The sequence below is a fragment of the Phycisphaeraceae bacterium genome (genome assembly GCA_019636675.1).
Lineage (GTDB): Bacteria > Planctomycetota > Phycisphaerae > Phycisphaerales > UBA1924 > JAHBXC01.
In genome coordinates this window covers 371,199-396,128 of sequence record JAHBXC010000003.1, presented here as the reverse complement: position 1 = coordinate 396,128, position 24,930 = coordinate 371,199, and the positions used below count along the sequence as shown (strand labels likewise).

The following is a 24,930-nucleotide window of genomic DNA, read 5'->3' as shown; positions in this document are numbered from 1 at the left end:
CCATCGGCACGATCGGGCCGACGCGTGATATCAGGACGTGGGCCCGGTCGCTCCGGGCGGGACGGGTGAATGGTTCTCGGGCCTCTCGCCCGGGCGGTCGTCGCCGTAGGCCTCCACGATCTTCTGGACGAGAGAGTGACGCACGATGTCGGCGCGGTCGAGGGCGACGAAGGAGATGCCCGGGACTCGGCGCAGGCGCCTGGCCGCGTCGATGAGCCCGGACTGGGTGGGGTCGTCGAGGTCGATCTGGGTGGTGTCGCCCGTGACGATCATCTTCGAGCGCTGGCCCATGCGCGTGAGGAACATCTTCATCTGCGAGACGGTGGTGTTCTGCGCCTCGTCGAGGATGATGCACGCGTCGTTGAGCGTGCGCCCGCGCATGTAGGCCAGGGGAACGACCTCGATCACATCGTTGATCATGAATCGCTTGATGGTCGGAAAGTCCATCATGTCGTGCAGCGCGTCGAAGAGCGGGCGCAGGTAGGGGTTCACCTTCGCCTGCAGGTCGCCGGGGAGGAAGCCGAGCTTCTCGCCGGCCTCGACCGCCGGGCGGACGAGAACGAGCTTCTTCACGCGCCCGGTCTTGAGCGCGTGGACCGCCGCCGCCACCGCCAGATAAGTCTTGCCCGTGCCGGCCGGGCCGATGCAGAACACCATGTCGTGCGTGCGGATCGCCTCGAGGTACGCGGTCTGGTTGTCGCTCTTGCCCGCGACGCGCCGACCGGCGGCGTAGGCCTCCAGCGGACCCTCCCACGCGGCGCGGTCGTCCTGTCGCAGGTGGTACTCGATCGCGTCCTCGCTCTCGAACTCGGCGCCCTCGCCAACAGTGTTGGACGCCGCGTCGGCGATGATGTTCAGCACCTCGCGCCGCGAGAGCATCCGTTCGCTCCCCGCCGCTCCGGTCTCACTCGTCAGCACGCCGATGCGCTCCAGCACGCGCCGGGCGGCGGCGACGGCCTGCGGCTCTCCAGAAACCCTGATATCGTGATCGCGCGCCGCGACATGAACGCCCAGCGCCTCGCGGATCATCTTCAGGTTGCGGTCGCCGGAGCCCAGGAAGGTCACACGGTCGGCGCCGGAAGGGACACGGATGGTGACATCCACTCGCAGGGAACTCCAAAGACCGCTCGCTCGCAACACACCCGCGCCGAGAGCGAAAGGCCCGATCATCACGGGGCTCGTACGCCGTCATTGTACGCGAGGGGCGCTCGCGCTGATCCTCGTCGGCGCAGGGGGCCTGTTCGGGTGCGCCGGGGGGTCCGGGGGCGCAGGGGGCGTCGGGGGATCAGGGGGCATCGCCGCCCGGGAGACGCACGCGCCTGCGGGGGCGTCTGGGGCGCCGGGGGCGCCGGGGGTGGGCGACCTGCGCGGCCGGACCGAGTGGACCGACGAAACACCCCCACCCTGGCCCGTCGTCCACGCGTCGTGGCGCGACATCCTCTCCGCCGTCCACTGGGCGTCGTCACGCAGCGGCCTGGCGGTCCTCGAGGTCGTCGAGCGCGGCGACGCGGCGCGCGATTTCCACCTGCTCGGGATCCGCGGCGAGCGCGGCGTCGTGCGCGTCCGCGCCGCGCGAACCGTCGAAAGCTCCCTCCCCTCCGACCCTTGGATCGACTTCGACATCACGCTCGGGGCGCTCGGAGAGGACGAGCGGCGGCACGCCCTTCGCGCCGACCTGCTCGCCTATCGGCCCGCGTACGCGCGTTAGGGCTGCTGCGCTTCGGGATCTTCGTTCGGCTCGACCAGCGTCGCGAATTCCCCCGAGCCCTCTCCCGCGATGCGCCGGTACAGCCAGAGACGCGCGATGTCCCAGTCGCGGCGCACGGTGCGCGCCGAAACGCCCAGCGCGTCGGCGATCTCTTCCGATGAATACCCCCCGAAGAACCGAAGCTCCACGACGCGCGACGCGCGATCGTTCAGCGACCGCAACGCCGCCAGCTCCTCGTCGAGCCGGAGGAGGAAGTCCGGGGGCGCGGCCAGCGCGTCCCGGATGTTCTCGATCGGGACATGCCTGACGCCGCCCCCCCGCTTGATCGCGAGGCGCTTCCGGGCCTCTTCGATCAGGATGCGGCGCACCGTCTGGGCCGCGGCGCCGTAGAACTCGTGCCGGTCCTTCCAGTGCACGGGCTTGCCCTCGGCGCGAGGGCGCAAGAACAGGCGCTCGAACGCTTTATGAAGAATGTCCGTGGTCAGGACGCCGAACTCGGCGCGCTCATGCCGCACCGCCGACGCCGAGAGCCGACGCAACTCTTCGTACAGCAAGGAGATGGCGGCTTCGTCCGCGGAACCACTGCTCACGGTCCCCAGAGAGTTGACCGCCTTCGTGATGGTGCCCGGATCTTTTTCCACACACTGAAAGTACTTGCTTTTCTGCCGAACGGGACAAGGGAAAACCCCGGTTCTGTGAACGCTTCCTCACGCGAACGCCGGCTCGCGCATCCCTGACCGTGGGCCGCGCGACGGGTACCTGTGTCGCTCCTCGATGCCAGGCGAGGTGTCGGTCACCAAACGGACATTGTGGTTCCCCATCGTTCTGGTGAGCGCGGCGAGCAGGTCGTCGGTGGGGCTGACGCGCCAGGCCGACGCTTCGAGGGTGACGCGCTTGCCGGCCTGGGTGCGCAGCACGATCTGGAGCGGTGTGGCGCGCGGGCGTTTCTCGCCGCTGGGCAGCGCGGCGGGCTCCTCGCGCCCGGCGTGGGCCTCGACGACCTCGCGCAGGTCGCGCAGGGCCTTCTCGGAAGACCCGTTGAGCCGTCGCTCGTCGATGACCACCTCGATGCGCCGCCCGAGTTCGGTCGCCGCCGTTTCGAGATCGCAGACCTTGTCGACGATGATCTGCGCGTCGCCGCGCGAGTGGTCGACCTTGCCCATCATGAGCAGGATCGCGTCCTCGACGATGAGATGCCCGTACTTGGCGTAGCAGTCGGAGAACAGCACGGACTCGACGGTCCCTGCGCGGTCCTCGAAGGTCACGATCGCCATCTTCGAGCCGGCGGTCTTGCCGTTGCGCGTCACGATGATGCGCGCCGACTTCACCAGCCCGCCCACGACATGGCGCTCGTCCTGCTTTGCCTCGCGCACCGTGGTCGTCGTCGCCGTCGCGAAGTGCTCGAGTTTCTCGCCGTGCTGCGCGAGCGGGTGCGACGACAGATAGAACCCGAGGGTGTCCTTCTCGCGCTGCAGCAGTTCCCGCTCGCCCCACGGCTCGGCGTTCGCCAGCGGCGGCGCGGGCGCGGGCGCGTCGTCACCGCCCCCGAACCCGAAGAGCGCGTTCTGGCCGGCGGCGCGGTCGCGCGCGATCGTCTGCCCGGCCGCGACCGCCGACTCGATGGTCGCGACCATGTTGGCCCGCTTGTCGCGCCCGTGCACCGAGTCGAACGCGCCGGCGCAGACCAGCGCCTCGATCGTCGCCTTGTTGAGCGAGCCCGAGGGCACCCGCTCGCAGAAATCGTGCAGCGAGGTGAACGGGCCGGAGCGCTCCCGCTCGGCGATGACCGCCTCGATGGCCTTCGCCCCGGCGCCCTTGAGCGCGCGCAGGCCGAACCGCACGTGCCCGTGGCAGTTGTCGCGCGTCTCGCCGTCGACGAACACGACCGAGAAGTCCGACTCCGACAGGTTGATGTCCGGGGGCTTCACCTCGACGCCGACGTGCGAGCCGTTCTCCGAATCGGGGAACACCGTCTTGCGGCAGTCATCCAGGTACTTGATCCACTCATCGACCTTCAGCGCCTGGCTCTCGTAGGTCAGGAACGCGGCCATGTACTGGTTCGGGAAATAGGTCTTCAGGTACGCGGTGTGGTACGCAGTGATCGCGTACGCCGTCGAGTGCGACTTGTTGAAGCCGTACCCCGCGAACTTCAGGATCAACTCAAAGAGCTCGTCTGCCTCGCGCTTGCCCATGCCCTTTCTGACCGCGCCCTCGATGAACTCGGGCTTGGCGGCGTCGATGGTCTTCTGCTTCTTCTTGCTGATCGCTTTGATCAGCGAGTACGCGTCGCGCAGCGAGATGCCTCCCAGCTCGTGGCAGATCTGCATGACCTGCTCCTGGTACACCATCACGCCGTAGGTCTCTGCGGTGAAGCGGTCGACGATCGGGTGGACCGACGGGACCTGCTCCTCGCGGTGCTTGCGCTTGTTGTAGGTCGGGATGAGGTCCATCGGCCCCGGGCGGAAGAGCGCGTTCGCCGCGATCAGGTCCTCGAGACGGTCGGGGCGCATCTCGGAGAGCAGCCGGCGCATGCCGCCGGATTCGAACTGGAACACGCCGGTCGTGTCGGCGCGCCGGAAGCACTCGAACACGCGCTGGTCGTCGAACGCGAGGCGGTCGAGGTCGAGCGGGTCGCCGGCGCGCGCGTCGTCCCACCCGACCGCGGCGCGGATCGCGCTCTCGGGGAGCGTCGTGCGGATGAGGTGCTTGGCGCGCTCGATCACGCTGAGCGTGCGCAGGCCCAGGAAGTCCATCTTGAGAAGGCCCATCTTCTCGCAGGTCGGGCCGTCCCACTGGGTCACGACGTCGTCCGAGCCGGGCGCCTTGTACAGCGGCACGATCTCGTGGAGCGGTCGCGTCGCCACGATCACGCCCGCCGCGTGCACGCTCGCGTGGCGGACCTGGCCCTCGAGCGTGCGACCCGTGTCGAGCAACTGCCTCGTGCGCGGGTCGGCGTCATACATCGCCCTGAGGTCGGGCTCCTGCTGGAGCGCGACATCGATCGTGACGTTGATCCCCTCGGGCACCAGCTTCGCGATCTTGTCCACCTCGGGCAGCGGGATGTCCATCACGCGCCCGATGTCGCGGATCGCGGCACGCGCCTTCAGCGTCCCGAAGGTGATGATCTGCGCGACGTGCCCGTACTTCTCGCGCACATAGCTGATGACATCGGAGCGCCGGTCCTGGCACAGATCGATATCGATATCGGGGTATTCCGAGCGGTTCGGGTCGGTGAACCGCTCGAAGAGCAGGCCGTACTTCACCGGGCACGCGTTGGAGAGGCCCAGCACATAACCGACCATCGTGCCGACGCCGGAGCCGCGGGCCATCGCCGGGACGCCGCGCTGCCGACCCCAGTTCACGAAGTCCCACACGATCAGGAAGTACGCCGAGATCGACTTGTCGGCGAGGATCGTGAGTTCGCGCTCGAGACGCGCGCGGATGGCGCGCTTCTCGTCGGCGGTGCGCGTCGCGTCGTCCTCGTCGGTGAGGATCTCGGGCCCGTAGCGCCAGATCAGCCCCGCGTTCGAGAGATCGCGCAGCGTGTCGTCGCACTCCTTCTCGAGCTTCTTCGCTTCCCTCTCGTCGGTGGCGCTGTTGGAATCGAACGGCTCGAGCGTGAACTCGGCGCAGAAGGCCTTGAACCACGCGGTGAGGTCCTTCTCGCCCTTGTACGCCTTCGCCTTCTTCGGGCGCACCACGCGCACGACCGGCGCATGGTTGCCGATCTCGATGTCGACCTCGCAGCGCTCGGCGATCTCGACCGTGTTGTCGACCGCCTCGGGGCAGTCGCTGAAGAGCGCGCGCATCTGCTCGGGCGACTTGACGAACAGGTCCTTGGGATACTTCAGCCGGTTCTCGTCGGACTTGATCTTGCCCATCGAGATGCAGCACAGCGTGTCGTGCGCGTCCCAGTCCTCTTCCAGCAGGAAGTGCGAGTCGTTGTCGCAGACCAGAGGCAGTTCAAGCTCGCGCGCCAGGCGCTTGAGGTGGGGGTTGATCGCCTCCTGCTCGGGCACATGGCGCTGCAGCTCGACATAGAACCGGGGGCCCTTCGGCCCGGGCTTGAAGGTCTTCGCGTGCCACTCGGCGCACGCGACCGCGTTCTTCCAGTGCGCCGGGTCCTTGGTCTTCTCGAACTCGACGAGGTGGTGAGCGAGTTCCGAGCCCAGGTGCCCGTTGATCGCGATCAGCCCGTCGGAGCGCGTCGAGAGCAGCTCCTTGTCGATCCGCGGCTTGTAGTAGAAGCCGGTCAGGTACGCCTCGGACGCGAGGTACAGCAGGTTCTGCCAACCGGCGTTGTTCTCCGCGAGGAGGACAAGGTGGAACCCGCCGTCCTGCACGCCGGTGTGGACCTTGTCGGTCCGGTGGTTGGGCGCGACATACGCCTCGCACCCCAGGATGGGCTTGATGCCGGCGTTCTTGGCGGCCCAGTAGAACGCCATCGCGCCGAACAGGTTGCCGTGGTCGGTGACGGCGACCGAGGTCATCCCCAGCGCCTTCACGCGCGCGATGAGCTTGTCGAGCCGGTTCCCGCCGTCGAGCAGCGAGTACTCCGAGTGCAGGTGGAGATGGACGAACTGCTGCTCACGAGGGATGGCATCCCCCGGTGATACAACATCTTGTGGTGTTCCGGCCATCTCGTGGTCTCCGCGCTCTACGAATAGGCGTGAGACGATTGTACTGGGCAGTGCGCGCGGCGGCGAGACGCGCAAGGCTGTCCACATCGATTCAAGAGATCACGGGATCAGCCCGCCCGCTTTCTCTCCCCCCGCTTCCTCGACGCGTCGCCCGGTGATGGTCCGTTCGATCTCGCGGTCGGTCCAGTAGCGCGTCATGACGCCATCGGTCAGGATGAAGTAGACGACGGCCGCGTTCTGCGACGAAGATCCCGTGAAGACAGAGAAGAACCCCCCCTGCCGCTCGTCGAGTGAATACCGGAACACCTTGGTGTTCGGGAGGCCCTCGACGATCGACCAACTGGTCGGCTCTCCGAGGATCGCGATGAGCCACTCCTCAGTGGTCACGCCCGCCTTGAACTGGCGGAGGGTCTCGTCGCCGATGCGCACGCCGGTGGTGCTCGTCGACGATCCACACCCGATGCTCGCGCCGGCTGCGACGACGAAGGCCGCGCCCAACGCTTGTCGCCTCGCGAGGGGCGTCACGGCATGTCTCCGGATCGGGTGGGCTGGGGGGAAACCGGCATCGTGGTGTGCCGATTGTCGGGGCCGGGCGCCTCGTCCATCGTGTCGCGAGGCGGGGGCGGCGCCGGCTCTGACCCGGCCGAGAAAAACCCCGCGACCCTGACGGCGATCCAGACCCCGAGAAGGGTGAGGACCGCCGCGAGGATCGCGGCGCCGAGCATCCCCCACCAGCGGCTGGCGGGGGCTCGATCGTCGTGCCTGTCACGCCGCATCGGGTCGGAACCGGTCAGGCGTTGGAGATGCGAGAGGCCCGAGCGTTCTTGAAGATCGTGCGCACGCGCTCGCGGTCGTCGGAGTCGTCGCAGTGCACGCCGAGAAGGACGCTCCCCTTGGAAATCGCCTCCTCCACGTGCTTGATCTCGTGCTCGGGAATCGCGGCGCCGATCGCCCCGCCCAGAATGCCGCCGGCCGCCGCGCCGGCCCCGGCCCCGGCGAACGCCGCGACGATCGGCCCGGCCACCACGAGCCCCACGCCGCCCGTGGCGATCGCGCCCACGGCGGTCAGCCCGGCCACGAGCGCGCCGATCGCGCCGCCCGTGCCAGCGCCGATCGCGGCGCCTTCGGGGAGTTTGGAATGCGAGCTGATCGCGAACGCGTCGCGATCGATGTTCTCAGACGCGACGATGCTCACATCGTCGGGGCCGAAGCCGGCGATCTCGAGCTGGTTGAGCGCCTTGGCGGCGGCGACTTCGTTGTCAAAAAGTCCGGTGATCATGGCGAAACTCCAAAAAAGGGCTTCCAGGGTCCAGGTCTGCCCACCACTAAACGGCGCAGTCCCCCGCCAGCCGGTGAAGGGGCTGTGAATCGAGGCTCATTCTCAGGCGAGGGGTCGCGACGCGAAGGCAACCCCGGTCGCGCGGGGTGGTACCATCCGCGGCCCGTCCGACGCGTCGGGCGGCCGATCGACCTCAGCTATGCGTCACCCACGCCGCGCACCATTCTGGATCGGGGCCATTGCGAGCTGCCCGTTTCTCGCGAACGCGGGGGTCGTGTCGGCGCAGCAAGTCAACGCGCAGGTCACAGACGATGTCATTACCAAGCGTTCGAAGGTTCTGATCGTCTCGCAGGCGCACGCCGCCGAGGGGCAGGTCTCGCTGCGCCTGGTGATGAAGGGCGGCGCCGGCGCGGACCCGGCAGGCGCGAGCGGCCTGGCGCACATCATGAGCCACGCGCTCTGGGACTCGGCGATGGACCGCCTCGAAGCCCGCGCCGCGAAGGGAGACCAGCGCGCCCGGTCGCTGCTCGCGTCGATGGGCGGGCGCCAGCACGCGCACCGGGCGGCGACGGTCGACATGCGCGCGACGACCTACCGGATCGATCTGACCAACGCGAGCGACGAGACCGTCGCGGAAGCGCTCGCCCTCTTGAGTGAAGTGCGCGCGGGAATCGGGCTGCACAAGCCCGCGTCCCTCGAGAGCGCGCTGGCGAGCGTGCGCGAGGAGCTGCGAGGATGGACCTCGCCATATCTTCGCGTCAATCAGTGCGCGACCCGCGCGCTCTTCGAACCGCTCGGGATCGCGCCCGGCCCGTTCGTTGGCCGCGCCGACGAGCTCGAAGCACTCTCGCCCGAAGACCTCAAGTCGCACGCGTTCCGCGCGCACTGGGGCGACGGATCGCCGACGCTGATCGTCGCCGGGGACACCGGCGATCTGACCGAGGAGGGCCTCACCCGAGAGGTGCTCGTCACCGCCATGGCGCCCGCCTTCGCGAGGCCCCCAGCCCGTCGCCATGAAACCGCCGGCACGCCCGACGCGATCGTCGTCCGTGACCCCGAGATCATGTTCGGCGTCGCCGAGTTGATCCGCGTCGAGCGCGGCGTCGGGGCGTCTCCCGAGACACGGTGGATCATGACCCCGGGCCAACCCGACACGATGCGCGAGTCCGTCCTGCGCGCCGCCGGCGCCGAGGCGCTCAAGCGCCGGCTCGAACTCGCGACCGAGGGCATGACCGGCGAGGACGCGCTCAGCGAGCTGGTCGTCATGAGCAAGGCCTTCAGCCCGGGTGTCTGGCTGAACATCGTGCACGCGATGAACGCGCCCGGGCGCTGGGACCACGCGATGGGCGTGCTCGCGACCGAGATCCGGCGCGTCGAGGCGCACGGGTACAGCGAGGGAGAGGCCCGGCTCGCGCTGACCATGGCCCTTCGCGAGTTCGAGAGCGCCGCCCGGCGCGAGAACGCCGAGACCAGCGCCGACGCCGCCGACCGGATCGCCGAGCTGGTGCGCCTGGGCGAGCCGGTGCGCACCCCGTCCGAGCGACTCCTCGCCGTGCGCGAAGCCATCGCAGGCGCAGGCGCCGCCGAGCTGCGCGACGCGACGATCCGCGCCTTCGGGCTGCGCGAGGGCCTGACGGCGCTGGCGGCGACCGGCGTGGCCGACGAGCGTGCGAGCGAACGTGCCCTCGTCAGACTGATCGCGCGGGCCCGCGCCGACGAGCCCGCGGCGCTGGAGCACGGGCTGGTCGAGCCGGCGTCCGCCGAATCGCTGCTGCCGCCAACCGCGACCGAGGCACGCGCGCTGGCGCTGCGGGCCGACCCCGCGTCGGGCGTGCTCAGCGCGACGCTGGCGAACAACCTCGTGGTGCACCACCGCGAGGCGACGCCGGGCGGCGGAACGGTCACGGTCGAGATCACCGTCGGGGGCGGCGAGATCGACGAGAAGCCCGGCGTGCCGCGGGGAATCACCGACGCGGCCCTGAGCGCGTGGCGCGACGCGGCCACCTCGTCGCTCTCCTCGCGCGACATCCGCGACGCGCTGGCCGGCGCCGACCTGCGCGTGCGCGCATGGGCCGATCACGACCTCGTGCGTCTGTCGATCCGCGCGTCGCGCGACGACCTGGAGACGGCGCTCGCGCTGGCCGGCGCGCTGCTGCGCGAGCCGCGCGTCGAGGCGTCGTCGCTGGAGCGCTGGCGCCACTCCGCCCTCGAGCGCGCCTCGCTCGCGAGGACCCAGCCCTTCGACGCGCTGCGCGGCGCGATGTGGGCCCCGGGCGTCGAGGGCGACGACCGGCGCGTGAGCCCGCCCAGCGACGAGGACCTGCGCGCGATCACCCCCGAACTCGCGCAGGCGTGGCTCGACGACCTGCTCGAGCGCGGGTCCGTGGAGGTCGCGATCGTGGGCGACGCGACGCGCGCCGACGCGATGCACCTGGGCGCGCGCCTCCTCGGGAGCATCCCAACGCGCCGTGCGATCGTCCCCTCGGCGCTGCGCGAGGACGCCCCGGCGCGCGGGCGCACGCCGATGCGCGCCGATCTGGAGCTCGACACGCTCGCGTCGCACGCCGCCGCCCTCGTCGGGTTCGTGAGCGACGCCGGCGACGACGCGTTCTCCTGGGCGATCATGGAGCTGGCCGCCAGGTCGCTCGCGCCGCGCGTGCGCGACGCGCTGTCGGGCGACCTCGCGATCGCCAACGAGGCGCGGGCGATGTTCCTGCCCGTCGATGGCTGGCGCGGGTTCTCGATGTGCTACACGCCCATGCTCGTCGCCCCGGATCGGGTCGGGCTCGCCGTCGAGGCGGCCGAGCGCGTCTACGAGACGGTCGCGCTCGAGGGCCTTTCCGACGAGGAGTTCGAGCGCGCCCGCGCCGCGGCGAGCCGGGCGCTCGACGCCGAGCTGCTCGAGCCGGGCGCGTGGGCGCGCGCCCTGAGCGTCTCGACTCGGCGCGCCCAGCCGGTCGACCTCCTCCAGCGCCGGCGCGAAGCCCTGTCCGGCGTCGACGCCGCCAGCGTCCAGCGCGAGATCGCCGATCGCCTCCGGGGCGGCGACGCGGTGCGCGTGGTCGTCCGACCCGCGGCGCGCTGACCGGACCCGATAGACTGCCCGCATGGTGATCTTCACGATCGTGCTCGGCGTGCTCGCCGCCGGCGCCCTGGGCGCCGTCGTGTTCCTGCTGGCGGACCGCGCCCGCGCCGCGAGGGCCCTCGACGACGCCCAGACGCGCTGCGCGCTCGCGACCCGCGAGCGCGACGAGATCCGCGCCGAACTCGGCGTCGCGCGCCAGGAGAGCGCCGCCCACGCGGCGCGCCTCGGCGAGGCGCAGGAGCGAGAACGCCGCGAGGCCGAACGCTTCCAGGCGCAGATCGCCACCCTGAAGGAATCCTTCAACTCGCTCGCCGGCGACGCGCTCAAGAACAGCAGCGAGCAGTTCCTCTCGCTGGCGAAGCAGACCTTCGAGAAGCACCACGCCCAGACCAACGCGAGCGTCGAGGAGAAGCAGAAGGCGGTCGACGCGCTGCTCAAGCCGATCCAGGACGCGCTCAAGAAGACCGACGAGAAGCTCGGGCTCATGGAGAAGGAGCGCGTCGGCGCGTACGAGGGCCTGCTGGCGCAGGTGCGGCAGATGCAGGAGAGCGGGCGGCAGCTCAGCGAGCGCACCGGCGACCTGGTGAAGGCCCTGCGCAAGCCCCAGGTCCGGGGTCGCTACGGCGAGATCCAGCTCGAGCGCGTTGTCGAGGTCGCCGGCATGCGGAACTACTGCGACTTCACCACGCAGGACAGCTCGCGCAACGACGACGGGCGCCTGCTCCGGCCCGACATGATCGTGAGACTGCCCAACGGGCGCGTCGTCATCATCGACGCCAAGTGCAACATCGAGGCGTACCTCGACGCGATCGAGGCCGAGACGCCCGAACTGGCCGAGCAGCACCTCGACCGCTTCGCGCGCCACGTGTTCGAACAGGTGAAGAAACTCAGCGATAAGACCTACTGGAAGGTCGAGCAGGGCTCGGCCGAGTTCGTCGTGATGTTCGTGCCCGGAGACCAGTTCATCGACGCCGCCCTGCAACGCCGGCCGGAACTGCTCGACATGGCGGCGCAGAACGGCGTGATCCTCGCCAGCCCCAGCACGCTCATCGGGCTGCTGCGCGCCGTGAATGTCGGCTGGCGCGAGGCGGTGCTGACCGAGAGCGCCAACGAGCTGTTCACCCTCGGCAAAGAGCTGCACGATCGCGTCGGGCGCGTGGTGGAGTACATCGGCAGTCTCGGCAAGGCCATCGACGCGGCCCGCGACCGCTACAACAAGCTCGTCGGCTCGGTCGAGTCGCGCGTCATGCCCACGCTGCGCCGCTTCGAGGAGAAGGGCGCCGCCACCGCGAAGGTCGTCGAGGAACTCAAGCCCCTCGACGGCGCGACGCGCCTGCCGGCGCTCTCCGAAGGCGAGGGCGACGCGACCAGCGGCGAGGCGTAATCCGCAGGCCCCGAGCATTCCGAAGACCCTCCCCCGGTCCCTCCCGCAAGCGGGATGGGGGAAGATTGGAGATCGCTTCTGCATCGCGCCGTGGCGCCCGCTGCGCGTGCACCACGCCACCCCCATTCCCCCACTCTGCGACCTCTGCGGTAAAAAAGAAACACCCGCCGCGGAACACAGCGGCGGGCGTTTCGGCAAGGAGTGGGCGGGAGATCAACCCCGCCCGGGGAGATGGCTCGGAATCACGCGTGCGCCGGGGCGCGCGTCGTGCCTGCGGAAGCGGGTGAATGCCCGTTGCCGTTGGTGGAGGGCGCTGGCGCGTGGCTCTGGAGGAACCCGCTGACATCGACGCCCAGCGCCTTGGCGACGCGCACGCCGTAGTCCTGATCGGCGCGGAAGAAGTGGCAGAGCTGACGCATCTGGACTTCCTGGCGCGCCTGGCCGAGCACGCCGGCGATGCGGGTCGCGAGTCGCTCGCGTTGCCCGTCGTCGAAGAGGCGGTAGAGGTTCCCGACCTGCGTGTAGTCGTCGTGATCGACGGTGGAGTCGTAGCGGTCGGCGATGGTCTGGCCCAGGTCCCACGCCGGGTCGCGGAAGGAGGGGTTGACGTCGGGCGCGCCCTCGCGGGTGTTGGGCCAGTAGTTGGGCTTGGCGCCGTAGGACTCGGCCGTCGCCATCGCGCCGTCGCGCTGATAGTGCATGACGGGGCAGCGGGGCTTGTTGACCGGGAGTTGCTGGAAGTTGTTGCCCACGCGGTAGCGGTGCGCGTCGGCGTACGACATGAGGCGCGCCTGGAGCATCTTGTCGGGGCTGGGCCCGATGCCCGGGACGAGCGCGCTGGGGCTGAAGGATGATTGCTCGACCTCGGCGTGGTAGTTCGCCGGGTTGCGGTTCAGCTCGAGCACGCCGACCTCGATGAGCGGGAACTCCTTGTGCGGCCACACTTTCGTCAGGTCGAAGGGGTTCCAGCGGAAGGTCTTCGCCTGCTCCTCGGTCATGATCTGGACGGAGAACTTCCACTTCGGGAAGTCGCCCTTCTCGATCGCGTCGAACAGGTCGCGCTGGTGCGACTCACGATCGGCGGCGATGACCTTCGCGGCCTCGTCGTCCATCCAGTTCTTGACGCCCTGCATCGACTTGAAGTGGAACTTGCACCACACGCGCTCGCCCTTGGCGTTCACGAACGAGTAGGTGTGCGAGCCGAAGCCGTGCATCGTGCGGTAGGAAGCCGGGATGCCGCGGTCGGAGAAGAGGATCGTGACCTGGTGCAGCGACTCGGGGCAGAGCGACCAGAAGTCCCACTGCATGTCCATGTCGCGCAGGTTCGTCTTCGGGTCGCGCTTCTGCGTGTGGATGAACATCTGGAACTTGTAGGGATCGCGCACGAAGAACACGGGGGTGTTGTTGCCCACCATGTCCCAGTTGCCCTCTTCGGTGTAGAACTTGAGGGCGAAGCCGCGCACGTCGCGTTCGGCGTCGGCGGCGCCGCGCTCGCCCGCGACGGTCGAGAAGCGCAGGAAGCACTCGGTCTTCTTCCCGACCTTCTCGAAGAGCTTCGCGCGGGTGTGCTTCGTGATGTCGTTGGTGACGGTGAACGTGCCGTACGCGCCCGAGCCCTTGGCGTGCACGACGCGCTCGGGGATGCGCTCGCGGTTGAAGTGCTGCATCTGCTCGAGGAGCTGCACGTCCTGCATGAGCAGCGGCCCGCGCGCGCCGGCGGTCAGGGCCTGCTGGGCGCCGATGGGGCACCCGTCGGCGGTGGTGAGGTTCGGGCGGTTGGTCGCGTCGGTCATGGGAGCTCTCCCTTCAGAGCGTCGGGGCGGTGGTCCTCCAGAGGAGGACATCCGAGAGTACCCCGTTTGAGCCAGAGTGTCGAAGACTTCTTTCCGCTTGAATGTATAGGATCTGTCTATGGAATTGCACCAGCTCAGGTACTTCGTTGCGGCGGCGGAAGCCGGGAGCTTCAGCAAGGCGGCCCGCGCCTGCCACGTGGCCCAGCCCTCGCTCTCTCAGCAGATCCGCAAGCTCGAGGAGGGGCTGGGCGCGCGCCTGTTCGATCGCGTGGGTCGCGGCGCCGTCCTGACCGAGGCCGGGGGCGCCCTGCTCCCGAGGGCGCGCCGGATCCTGGGCGAGGTGCGCGACGCCGAGGACGGGCTTCGCGGCGAGCTGGACCCTCTGGGCGGCTCGATCACCATCGGCGCGATCCCGACCATCGCCCCCTTCGTGCTGCCGCGACTGCTCACCCGGCTGCGCGCCGAGCGACCCCGGTGCGAGGTTTCGGTGCGTGAGGACGTCACCTCGCGCCTGCTCGACGCGCTCGCGGACCACGAGATCGACTGCGCGCTCGTGAGCGTGCCCGCCGAGCACCCGCTGGTCGAGGTCGAGGAACTGGGCAAAGAGCGCCTGCTGGTCGCGACGCCGCGCGACCGGCGCTGGGAGGACTCGGCGATGACGCTGGCGGCGCTGCGCGAGGCGCCGGCGATCGTGCTGCACGAGATGCATTGTCTGAGCGGGCAGGTCGAGGGCTTCTGCGCCGCGAAGGGGCTTGCGCCGCGTGTTGTGTGCCGCGGCGCGCAGCTCCAGACCGTGCTGGGGCTGGTGTCGACGGGGATGGGCGTCTCGATCGTTCCGGAGATGTGCGCCGCGACTGACCGCGACCCCGGGCGCCGGTACGCGCCCATCGCGCGCGCGAACCCGACCCGGTCTGTCGCGATCGCGTGGAGGAAGGGACGCACCAGGCCGGGCGCTGCCACGCTGGCGGCCGAGATCGTTCGCGACATGCTGCGAGGCCCCTCCCTGCGCTTCCACCCCGAAGCGCCGGCGCGCTGAGCCCCGGGGCCCACCCCGAATCCCCACGGTCGCGCGCCCCGGGAAGGACCCGGATCGCGTCGAAATCGGGCCCGCTCGCTGGTCGCGTTGTTATCATCCCCGCGTGGCAACCACCACCCTGATCGTGACGACGCCCATCCCGGCGCTGCGGCTCTCGCCGGTGTCCGGGCCGCCGACGAGCGCCGTCGCCGTCGAGGGTGGCCCGCTCGCGGTCGTCGGTCGCCTGCCCGGCAGCGACATCCTGCTGGTGCACCCGGCGGTGTCGCGACGCCACGCGATCATCGCGCACGGCGAAGGCGGGTGGACGATCGCCGACGCCGGGAGTCGCCACGGCACGACGGTCAACGGCGTGAAACTCGAGGAGATGATCCCGGCGCCGCTGGCGTCGGGCGATCTGGTCGGGCTCGGGCCCTGGCTGTTCGCGGTCCAGATCGGCGACCAGCGCAGCTCCGGCCTGACGACCTTCGAGGACGAGGCCGCCGGGCTGATCGAGTCGATGGGCAACGTGGACATCGGCAACCTCGCGCGTCAGCGCCTCGAGGCGCTGATGAGCTGCGCCGAAGCGATCCACGCGGCCCAGGACGAGCCGGCGCTCGGTCGCGCCGTCGTCGAGGCCGCCGTCGTCGGCACGGGTTTCCCCCTGGGCGCGGTCATCCGGCCGACCGGCTCGGGCGACGAGATCGAGGCGATCGCCGCCCACCGGCGCGACGGGCGCGATGTCCGGCTCGACAAGATCTCCGTGAGCCGCTCGCTGATCCGCGCCGCCGGCGCGACGCGCACCGTCACGCGCGTGCGCGGGCCCGACGAACTCCCCGACGCCGTCAGCATCGCGGCGCTGGGTATCCGCGCCGCGATGTGCGCGCCCGTCGTCGTCGGTGACAGCGTGCAGGCGTATGTCTATCTCGATTCGCGCGACGACCACGGGCCGGTCGAGGCCGACTCCTCCGAGTACCTCGCCGCCCTGACCCGCATGTTCTCCGTGGCGCTCAGCAACCTGCGACGGCGCGAGTACGAACGCCGCCAGCTCGTGCTCGAGAACGACCTCCGCGCCGCCAGCCAGGCGCAGGAGCGCCTCATGCCGCCCAAGTCCGGGTCGGCGGCCCACGCGACCTACACGCTGCACTGGAAGCCCGGGCGCATCGTGGCGGGCGATCTCTTCGACGTCGTCGCCCTGCCCGGGGGGGGCGTCGCGTTCTTCCTGGGCGATGTGTCGGGCAAGGGCATGGGCGCCGCCCTCGTGATGGCGACCGCCCAGGCCCAGCTCCGCGCGATGCTCGAGAGCGGCGTCGACCCGGCGCAGGCGGTCTCGCGCCTTAACCGGTCGCTCCCGGCGCGCGTCGGCGAGGGTCGGTTCCTGTCGCTCTGGCTCGGGATCGCGACCCCGCACGAGCGGGTGATCCGCTTCGTCGACGCCGGGCACGGCTACGCCGCCGTCGTACGGGCCAGCGGCGAGGTCGTCCGCGTGGTCTCGGAGCGAGGCGTGCTCGTCGGCATCGACCCGCTCGCCGAGTATCACTCCGAATCGCTCGATCTGACCCCGGGCGATCGGGTCGTGCTCTTCAGCGACGGCGTGGCGGAGCAGACCTGCCCCCGGGGCGAGCAGCTGGGCTTCGAGGCCGCCCTCGACGCCCTCCGAGGCAGCGACTGCAGCGACGACGATGTGGCGCGACTCAGCCAGGCCCTGCACCTTCACGCCGAGAGCGAGCACTACGCGGACGATGTCACCATCGCCTCGATCTCCATCGGCGTCTGACGACCGGGCGTCCTGCGGTACAGTGCCCGCCGTGTGAGCACCCCAGTCCCTCCACAACCCGAGGACCGGCAGGACGACTTCGCGACCCGCTCGCTGCGCCAGGACGCCGCGACGTCCGGTCGAACGCACGACACCTCGACGCACTCGCGCACCACGCTGGGCGGTCGCTTCGCGCCGGGAGTCGTGCTGGCGGATCGGTACCGGGTCGTCTCGTTCCTGGGCAAGGGCGGCATGGGCGAGGTCTATCGCGCCGAGGACCTGCGCCTCGGCCAGCAGGTCGCGCTGAAGTTCCTGCCCCCCGAGGCGTCGCGCAGCCCGGCGATGCGCGACCGACTGCACGCCGAGGTGCGCCTCGCGCGTCAGGTCGCGCACAGACACGTCTGCCGCGTGTACGACATCGGCGAAGCGAAGCTGACCTACGGGCCCTCCGACGCGACGGCGCTCGAGCTGTCCTTCCTCACGATGGAGTACGTCGACGGCGAGGACCTCGCGACGCTGACGCGGCGCATCGGGCGCCTGCCCCACGACAAGGCCCTGCAGATCGCCCGGCAGGTCTGCGCCGGGCTGGCGGCGGCGCACGACGCCGGGATCATCCATCGCGACCTCAAGCCCTCGAACGTCATGCTCGACGGGCGCGGCGAGGCGCGCCTCACCGACTTCGGCATCGCCGGCCTCGCGGAAGAACTCGCGAGCGGCGGCAAGGCCGGCACCCCGCTCTACATGGCGCCCGAGCAGCACGCCGGCGCAGCAGCGAGCGTCAGGACCGATGTCTATTCGCTCGGCCTGGTCCTCTATGAACTGTTCACGGGCAAGCGCGCGATCAACGCCAGGGACGAGGGCACAATCACCGACCTGAAGTCGCGCGAAGCGATCGAGGCGCCCTCGTCGCTCGTGCGCGACATCGACCCGGCGGTCGAGCGCGTGATCCTGCGCTGCCTCTCCCCCGACCCGGCGCTGCGACCCGCCTCGGCGCTCGCTGTGGCCGCGGCACTGCCCGGGGGCGACCCGCTGGCGGCGGCGCTCGCGGCGGGCGAGACCCCCAGCCCCTCGATGATCGCGGCGAGCGGCAGCGGCGAGACGATGCGCCCCGGACGCGCCGCTGCGCTCGCGCTCAGCGCACTCGCGATGCTCACGCTGTTCGTGTTCGCCAACACACTGACCAAGCGCTGGGGCATGATGCCCACGCCCCGCCAGCCGGCCGTGCTCGAGGAACGCGCCCGCGAGACGCTCGCGATCGCCGGGTGGCCATCGAACGCCTCGCACGAGGCGACGATGTTCGCCAACTCGTTCGGCACGATCTATCGGTTGCTGCGCGATGATCTCTCGCGCGAGCGCCGGCTCGAGTGGCAGCGTCGGGGCAGCCCGCCTTCTGTGCTCTTCGCGCTGCGCGGCTCCGAGCGGTTCTTCCACACCATCGCGTACGACTTCGTCCCCGCGGGCGTCACGATCACCAATCCGCCGGCGTACCTCCCGGGCGATTGGGTTGTGATCCTCGACACGCGAGGACGCCTGCTGTGGCTCGACCGCGTCCCGGCCCGGCGCACATCGCACGAATCGTCCTATCCGGAGATCCCCGACGAGCCGCGATTCCGTGAGCTGTTCGCGCACGCCGGGTTGAACATCGACGCGTTCGAGCCGATCGACCCGCCGCTCAGGCCTATGTTCGCCTCGGACACAGCCCGCGCCTGGCGTGGCCAGTACCCCGACGACCCGAGCATCGAGGTGACCGTGCACGCCAGCGTCACGGGCGGGCGTGTGACGCACTTCTCCGTCATGATGCCCTGGGCGACCGTCGCCGGGGATGAGCAGGCGGGCGAGAGCGCGACCGGGCGGCTGCTGATCGTCATCGGGCAGTGGGCGTGGATCATCCTGATCCTCACGCTGATAACGCTCATCCTCGTCGGTTCGATCCGCAACATGCAGAGCCAGCGCGCGGACGCGCGCGGCGCGATCGTGCTCGCGCTGGCCACGCTGGCCATGACCCTGCTCGGGTTCGGGCTGAACATGTATGGGGGCCCGCTTGATCTGGCACGGGCCCCCTTCAGGCTGCTCGCCGCGACGATCTTCGCAGCGGCGCTGGTGGGCCTGGCGTACCTCGCTGTCGAGCCCGCGGTCAGACGGGCGTGGCCACAGTCCCTGGTGGCGTGGACGCGTCTGCTCTCGGGTCGCGTGATCGATCCGGAGGTTGGTCGCTCGGTGCTGCTCGGCCTGCTCGGGGGAGCGACGGCGTGCCTGGCCAAGCAGGGCGCGAACCTCGTGGCTGTGTGGCATCGAGGGGTAGCGTTCGACAGCGATGTTGCGGATCTCAACCCGTGGCTGGGCATGAAGCCGGCGCTCTCGCTGCTTTTCGACACGACCAGCTTTGCCGTCAGCTTCGCATTCATCAATCTGGTGCTGCTGGTCATGCTGCGCAAGTGGCTGAAGCGTGCGCCGCTCGTCTTCGGCGCGTACGCGCTGGTGTGGCTGCTTGTGTTCGACCAGGGCTCGTTCCGGCAGGTCCCGTGGATCGGTTTCGCGACGCCCGTGCTGACCGCCACGATCGTGTACCTGCTGTTCACGAGGGCGGGCGTGCTCGCGGCGATCGTGTGCCTGCTGCTCGTGCTGCTTGGGCCGCTCTCGCCGGTCCTGCCCGACCTCGACGCGTGGCACGCCGGCGCAACGGTGCTTCTGGGACTGTTCGTCGTCGCGCTCGCGGCGTGGGGGTTCGCGGGCGCCGTGAAGGGCGGTTCATCGCTGAAACCCTGACGACGCGTGCACGCCGTATCATCGATCGTCTTCCGCGAACACAGGAGCATGCGCCGATGCGAGTCGCGATCTACAGCACCAAGGGGTACGAGCGCGAGATCATGGACGCCGCCAACAGGGGGCACGGGCACGAGTTCGTGTACCTCGACGTGCGGCTGACGGCGCAGACAGCGCCGCTGGCCGAGGGCTGCGCCTGCGCCGCGATCTTCGCCAACGACGACGCGTCCGCGCCGTCGCTCGAGGGCCTCGCGAAGGCCGGCGTGCGGCTGCTCGCGCTGCGCTCCGCGGGGTTCAACCATGTCGACCTCGAGGCCGCGTCTCGCCTGGGACTGACCGCGCTGCGCGTGCCGGCGTACTCGCCGTACTCCGTCGCCGAGCACGCGGTCGCGCTGATCCTCTCGCTCAACCGCAAGACGCACCGGGCGTACTCGCGCGTTCGCGAGCAGAACTTCAACCTCGCCGGGCTGATGGGCTTCGATCTGCACGGGAAGACCGTGGGCGTGCTGGGCACGGGGAAGATCGGTCGCGCGTTCGCGCGGATCATGCTGGGCTTCGGCTGCCGCGTGATCGCGCACGACCCGTTCCCGAACGACGAACTCGCCGCGATTGGCGTGGAGTATGTCCCGCTCGAGACGCTGTGGCGTGAATCGCGCGTGCTCTCGATCCATTGCCCGCTCACGCCCGCGACGCACCACCTCGTCAACGAACAATCGCTGGCGATGATGCCCGAGGGCGTGATGCTGATCAACACCAGCCGGGGAGGCGTGGTCGACACCAGGGCCGTCATTCGCGCCCTCAAGAGCGGCCACATCGGCGCGCTCGGGCTCGATGTCTACGAGGAAGAGGGCGACCTGTTCTTCCGCGACCTGTCCGACAAGGTCATCCAGGACGACGTGTTCGTGCGCCTGATGACCTTCCCCAACGTGCTCATCACGGCGCACCAGGGGTTCTTCACCAAGGAAGCGATCACGAACATCGCCGACACAACGGTGCAGAACATCACCGACTTCGAACGGGGCGCGCCGCACCCCGACAACCTCGTCACGCTCGAGAAACTCGTCGCGAGCGCGTCGTGAGCCGGCCCGATCGCAACGATCCCGAGCGCGCCGGCGAATGGCACGCGCTCGGAGCGACTGACGCCGCGACGCGCCTCGGGACGGATGCGTCGAGGGGGCTGTCGAGCGATGACGCTTCGGCGCGCCTCGAACGCGACGGGCCGAACGACATCACGCGCCGCGTCAGCGCCGGGCCGCTGAAGCGCCTGCTGCTGCAGTTCCACTCGGCGCTGATCTACATCCTGCTGGTCGCCGGCGCGATCACGCTTGCGCTGGGTGAATGGCTGGACGGGGGCGTGATCCTCGCCGTGGTCGTGGTCAACGCGGCGATCGGCTTCGCGCAGGAATCCCGCGCGCTCAAGGCGATCAACTCGCTGCGGATGCAGATGAGCGAGCGGGCCCTGGTCATCCGCGCCGGGAAACGCGTGCGCGTCGACGCGCGCCAGCTGGTCAGGGGCGATCTCGTCGCGCTGGAGGCGGGCGATCGCGTGCCGGCCGACCTCCGCCTCCTCGAGGTCAACGACCTGCAGATCGACGAGTCTGCGCTCACCGGCGAGTCCGTGCCCGTCGCCAAGAGCGCCGATCCGCTCGCGGAGAGCACCGAGCTCGCGGACCGTGTCAACATGGCGTATTCCTCGGCGCTCGTGACGCGAGGCAGAGCGACGGGCCTGGTCGTCGCGACCGGCGACGCGAGCGAGATCGGGCGGATCAGCGAGTTGATCGGCAGCGCCGACCAGATCGCGACACCCCTCACGCGGACCATCGCGCGGTTCAGCACGCTGCTGATGTGGGCCATCCTGGGCGTCGCAGCGCTGGTGTTCGTCATGGGGCTCCTGCGCGACCAGAGCGTGTACGACACCTTCCTCGGCGCGGTCGCGCTCGCCGTCGCCGCGATCCCCGAGGGACTTCCCGCGGCGATCACGATCATGCTCGCGATCGGCGTCTCCCGCATGGCGAAGCGCAAGGCGCTCATCCGCAAGCTCCCGGCGGTCGAGGCGCTGGGCAGCACCAGCGTGATCTGCTCGGACAAGACCGGCACGCTCACGAAAAACGAGATGACCGTCGAGCGCGTGTACGCTGGGGGCGCGCGGTACAGCGTCTCCGGCGCCGGCTACGAGCCGCGCGGCGAGATCTCTCGGGACGGCGCCGCCATCGACCCCGACGAGCACCGCGCCCTGCGTGAGTGCCTCGTCTGCGCCGCGCTCTGCAACGATTCGTCCATGCGAGAGTCCGACGGGCGCTGGTCGGTCGAGGGCGACCCGACGGAAGGGGCGCTCGTCGTCGTCGGCGCGAAGGCGGGGCTCGAGCCCGAATCGCTGCGCGAAGACCGTACGCGCCTGTCGGCGATCGCGTTCGAGTCTGACCGCCAGTACATGGCGACGCTGCACGAACACGACGCCGAGGGGCGCGTCGTCTATCTCAAAGGCGCGCTCGAACGCGTGCTCGACATGTGCGAGCGCGGGACGGATTCATCGGGCGAACCGACTGACCTCGACGCGGACGCGATCCGCGACGAAGCGGAGCGGATGGCGAGGGACGGCCTGCGCGTGCTCGCCTTCGCCACCGGCGACGCGACCGGCGACACCGAACGCCTGCGCGAGGAGCATGTCGAGAAAGGGCTGCGATTCCTGGGGGTGATCGGGATGATGGACCCGCCCAGGCCCGAGGCGATCGACGCCGTGAAGATCTGCCGCGACGCCGGCATCGCTGTGAAGATGATCACGGGCGACCACGCCACAACCGCCGCCTCGATCGCGGCCAAGATCGGCCTGGGCCCGGGGAAGCACAAAGAGCGCGCCGACGACGATCAACCCGAGGTGGTCACCGGCTCGGCGATGTCGAAGGTCGACGACGACGACCTGCCGGCGCTCGCCGACGAGACAACGGTCTTCGCGCGCATGACGCCCGAGCAGAAGATCCGACTGGTCCGCGCGCTGCAGTCGCTTGGGTATGTCGTCGCGATGACCGGCGACGGCGTGAACGACGCGCCGGCGCTGCGCCAGGCGGATATCGGCGTCGCGATGGGGATCACCGGCACCGAGGTCGCGAAGGACGCGTCGGACATGGTGCTGGCGGACGACAACTTCGCGTCGATCGAGGCGGCGGTCGAGGAGGGGCGGACCGTCTACGACAACCTGACGAAATTCATCGCGTGGACGCTGCCGACGAACGGCGGCGAGGCGCTGATCGTGCTGACCGGCGTCGCGATCGGGGGCGTGCTGCCCATCACGCCCGTGCAGGTGCTGTATGTCAACATGACCTGCGCGATCCTGATCGGGCTCCCACTCGCGTTCGAGCCGCAGGAGCGGGACATCATGTCGCGCCCACCGCGCGACCCGAGCGACCCGCTGCTCAGCCGCGCGCTGCTGATGCGCACGGGTCTGGTAAGCATCCTGATCGCTGGCGGCGCGTACACGCTGTTCAAACTGGCAATCCTCGCGGATCGCGACGCGGGCGAGGCACGCAGCATCACGGTCAGCGTCGTCATCGCGTGCGAGGCGGCGTACCTGTTCAACTGTCGCTCGCTCACGCACTCGGTCCTGCACGTCGGGCTGTTCTCGAACAGATATGTCTGGGTCGGGCTGGGCGCGATGGCGCTCGTGCACGGGGCGTACATCTACACCCCGGCCATGAACCGGCTGTTCGGCAGCGCGCCCATCGGGCTGGCCGACTGGGCGATGATCCTGGGGGTCGCGGCGGGCGTCTTCGCGATCGTGGGGTTCGAGAAGTGGGTGAGGCGTTCGTTCGCGGCCCGACGGGCGCGCTGATCGCGCTCACGGCGCGTGGGGCTCGACCTTGGCCGCGAGCTCGGCGTGGGGCTCCGACTCCTCGCCCGGCGCGTGCAGGTGGTGCGTCAGGCGCCACGCGTGGTACGCCACCCGGTCGATCCACCTGATCGCGTCGAGGCGCTCGAGCGCGCGCCGGGCGTCCTCGCCCGTCGCGGCGATGTCGATGATCGACTCGCGCTTGTCCTTACGCCACGACGCGACCGCCTTCGAGAGCTTCTCGGCCTCCTCGACCGGCGCGTGCCCGACGGGGTTCTTCATCCACCCGACGATGACGCCCAGCGACTCGGCGATCTTCGGCGAGCCGGCGTCGCGGTTGACCTCGGGCCAGGCCTGCGTCGCGAGCCGGTGCTCGTGCAGCGCGCCGGCGAGGCGCTCGGCGTGGTCGATCGAGTGCAGCAGCGAGACCATGCGCTCCTGCTGGTGCTTCACGCCCGACGAGGAGCCGAGTTTCGTCAGGAAGCTGCGCGCCGTCGAGAGCGATTCGTCGATGTCGTGCAGGCGGTCCGCGGCAGAGTCCTCGGGCTTCATCGCGTGGTCGAGCGACGCCGCCGCGATCCCGGCGATCGACCGGCGCGCCGCCTCGACGCCGACCTCCGCGACATCGGCGACCGAGTCGTCGAGGTTCGCGATGAGGCGAGGCCCGCGCTGGGGGAGCATCCACTCGATCAGGTTCGCGAAGGGCAGCGCGAAGGGCAGGAAGATCAGCGCCGCGGTCAACTTGTAGGTCGTGTGGAAAATCGCGACCTGCACCGACGCAGACTCGGCCCCGGCGCGCTCGGCGAACCACACCACGGCGTCCGTGAACGCCGGCAGGATGAAGAACACGGCGCACGCGATGATGACATTGAACATCACGTGCGCGAGGGCGGTGCGCTTGGCCGCCGTCGGCGCGCCGGGGATCGTCATCAGCGCCGTGAAGCAGGTGCCCACGCTCTGCCCGACGATCATCGCGGTCGCCTGGTCGATCGAGATCGCGCCGGCGTAGAGCGCCGTGATCGTCGTGGCGGCGGCGGCGCTGGACGACTGCACCACCACCGTCATCGCCAGCCCGATCAGGATCAGCAGCAGTCGCCCGACGAGCCCGTCGGCGCGCGGCAGCTGGCTTGGGTCGAAGCGCTCGCTCAGGTCGGCCATCCCGGTCGCCATGCCGTCGATGCCCACGAAAAGCAGCCCGAACCCGGCGATCGCGAAGCCCATCGCCGACCAGCGCCCCTTGCCGAACAGGCGCATCACCGCGCCGAAGGCGATCATGGGCAGCGCGACGGTCGAAAGCGAGATCTTGAGCCCCACCGCCGCCACGAGCCAGCTGGTGCCTGTGGTGCCGATGTTGGCGCCCAGGATCACGCCGACCGCCTGCGTGAAAGTCAGCAGCCCGGCGCTGACGAGCCCGATGGTGACCAGCGAGGTCGCCGTCGACGACTGCACGAGGGCCGTGAGGATCGCCCCCCACATCGCGCCGGTCCACTGATTGGAGACCGCCTTGGTCAGCAGACGGCGCAGCGCGTCGCCGGCGACGGCCTTGAGCCCGTCGGTCAGCAGGATCATGCCGACCAGAAACAACCCGATGCTGCCTGCGAGCGTGACGAGCATGGGGGTATTCATAGACCCCTCACAAATCGCGCGCCCGGAAAACGGAGAAGGCCCCTGACGAGCGGGTCGTCAG

At 69.9% G+C, this 24,930-nt stretch carries 15 protein-coding genes; 8 read left to right on the top strand and 7 right to left on the bottom strand.

Annotated features, from left to right (window positions below; all coding sequences use genetic code 11):
* Window positions 1–30 precede the first annotated feature (30 nt).
* The gene (locus KF684_11930) at window positions 31–1,104 is read right to left on the bottom strand and encodes a PhoH family protein (protein MBX3353632.1); all 1,074 of its coding nucleotides are present in this window, start codon (window positions 1,102–1,104) and stop codon (window positions 31–33) included.
* A 250-nt stretch (window positions 1,105–1,354) separates the two neighbouring features.
* Between KF684_11930 and KF684_11925 the strand changes: the two genes are divergently transcribed.
* Entirely contained in the window at window positions 1,355–1,708 is a 354-nt protein-coding gene (locus tag KF684_11925) for a hypothetical protein (GenBank protein ID MBX3353631.1), read from the top strand.
* Here the strand turns inward: KF684_11925 and KF684_11920 are convergent.
* The 4 genes from KF684_11920 to KF684_11905 form a co-directional block, all read right to left on the bottom strand.
* Window positions 1,705–2,298: a sigma-70 family RNA polymerase sigma factor gene (locus tag KF684_11920; protein ID MBX3353630.1), complete on the bottom strand. Its 594-nt coding sequence runs from the start codon at window positions 2,296–2,298 to the stop codon at window positions 1,705–1,707. The two genes, KF684_11925 and KF684_11920, sit on opposite strands and share 4 nt — an antisense overlap.
* A 117-nt stretch (window positions 2,299–2,415) precedes the next feature.
* Window positions 2,416–6,348: a DNA polymerase III subunit alpha gene (dnaE, locus tag KF684_11915; GenBank protein ID MBX3353629.1), complete on the bottom strand. Its 3,933-nt coding sequence runs from the start codon at window positions 6,346–6,348 to the stop codon at window positions 2,416–2,418.
* 99 nt (window positions 6,349–6,447) lie between these two features.
* On the bottom strand, window positions 6,448–6,873 hold the full coding sequence (locus KF684_11910; protein MBX3353628.1) for a hypothetical protein: 426 nt from the start codon (window positions 6,871–6,873) through the stop codon (window positions 6,448–6,450).
* Between the two features lie 265 nt (window positions 6,874–7,138).
* Window positions 7,139–7,627, bottom strand: a complete 489-nt coding sequence (locus tag KF684_11905) for a hypothetical protein (GenBank protein ID MBX3353627.1) — start codon at window positions 7,625–7,627, stop codon at window positions 7,139–7,141.
* Between the two features lie 274 nt (window positions 7,628–7,901).
* On the opposite strand from KF684_11905, the gene KF684_11900 reads away from it, so the two are divergent.
* Both KF684_11900 and KF684_11895 read left to right on the top strand, forming a co-directional pair.
* Entirely contained in the window at window positions 7,902–10,712 is a 2,811-nt protein-coding gene (locus tag KF684_11900; GenBank protein ID MBX3353626.1) for an insulinase family protein, read from the top strand.
* 22 nt (window positions 10,713–10,734) lie between these two features.
* Window positions 10,735–12,096, top strand: a complete 1,362-nt coding sequence (locus KF684_11895) for a DNA recombination protein RmuC (GenBank protein MBX3353625.1) — start codon at window positions 10,735–10,737, stop codon at window positions 12,094–12,096.
* A gap of 242 nt (window positions 12,097–12,338) precedes the next feature.
* Here the strand turns inward: KF684_11895 and KF684_11890 are convergent, their stop codons facing one another.
* The gene (locus KF684_11890; protein ID MBX3353624.1) at window positions 12,339–13,889 is read right to left on the bottom strand and encodes a catalase; all 1,551 of its coding nucleotides are present in this window, start codon (window positions 13,887–13,889) and stop codon (window positions 12,339–12,341) included.
* A 118-nt stretch (window positions 13,890–14,007) separates the two neighbouring features.
* Between KF684_11890 and KF684_11885 the strand changes: the two genes are divergently transcribed.
* The 5 genes from KF684_11885 (at window position 14,008) to KF684_11865 (ending at window position 23,246) form a co-directional block, all read left to right on the top strand.
* Entirely contained in the window at window positions 14,008–14,925 is a 918-nt protein-coding gene (locus KF684_11885) for a LysR family transcriptional regulator (GenBank protein MBX3353623.1), read from the top strand.
* Between the two features lie 103 nt (window positions 14,926–15,028).
* The gene (locus tag KF684_11880) at window positions 15,029–16,678 is read left to right on the top strand and encodes a SpoIIE family protein phosphatase (GenBank protein ID MBX3353622.1); all 1,650 of its coding nucleotides are present in this window, start codon (window positions 15,029–15,031) and stop codon (window positions 16,676–16,678) included.
* A 33-nt stretch (window positions 16,679–16,711) separates the two neighbouring features.
* A complete protein-coding gene (locus tag KF684_11875) occupies window positions 16,712–19,423 on the top strand; it encodes a serine/threonine protein kinase (protein MBX3353621.1) in 2,712 nt (903 codons plus the stop codon).
* 56 nt (window positions 19,424–19,479) lie between these two features.
* Window positions 19,480–20,499, top strand: a complete 1,020-nt coding sequence (locus KF684_11870) for a 2-hydroxyacid dehydrogenase (protein MBX3353620.1) — start codon at window positions 19,480–19,482, stop codon at window positions 20,497–20,499.
* A complete protein-coding gene (locus KF684_11865) occupies window positions 20,496–23,246 on the top strand; it encodes an HAD-IC family P-type ATPase (GenBank protein MBX3353619.1) in 2,751 nt (916 codons plus the stop codon). Before KF684_11870 ends, KF684_11865 begins: the two co-directional genes overlap by 4 nt.
* 6 nt (window positions 23,247–23,252) lie before the next feature.
* Here the strand turns inward: KF684_11865 and KF684_11860 are convergent, their stop codons facing one another.
* A complete protein-coding gene (locus tag KF684_11860) occupies window positions 23,253–24,869 on the bottom strand; it encodes a Na/Pi cotransporter family protein (protein ID MBX3353618.1) in 1,617 nt (538 codons plus the stop codon).
* Window positions 24,870–24,930 lie beyond the last annotated feature (61 nt).

What these genes read in the sequence shown, in the direction of transcription:
- KF684_11895 (MBX3353625.1), top strand. Translation starts at nt 10,735, where the DNA reads ATGGTGATCTTCACGATCGTGCTCGGCGTGCTCGCCGCCGGCGCCCTG.
- KF684_11860 (MBX3353618.1), bottom strand. Translation starts at nt 24,869, where the DNA reads ATGAATACCCCCATGCTCGTCACGCTCGCAGGCAGCATCGGGTTGTTT.
- KF684_11870 (MBX3353620.1), top strand. Translation starts at nt 19,480, where the DNA reads ATGCGAGTCGCGATCTACAGCACCAAGGGGTACGAGCGCGAGATCATG.
- dnaE (MBX3353629.1), bottom strand. Translation starts at nt 6,348, where the DNA reads ATGGCCGGAACACCACAAGATGTTGTATCACCGGGGGATGCCATCCCT.
- KF684_11905 (MBX3353627.1), bottom strand. Translation starts at nt 7,627, where the DNA reads ATGATCACCGGACTTTTTGACAACGAAGTCGCCGCCGCCAAGGCGCTC.
- KF684_11885 (MBX3353623.1), top strand. Translation starts at nt 14,008, where the DNA reads ATGGAATTGCACCAGCTCAGGTACTTCGTTGCGGCGGCGGAAGCCGGG.
- KF684_11890 (MBX3353624.1), bottom strand. Translation starts at nt 13,889, where the DNA reads ATGACCGACGCGACCAACCGCCCGAACCTCACCACCGCCGACGGGTGC.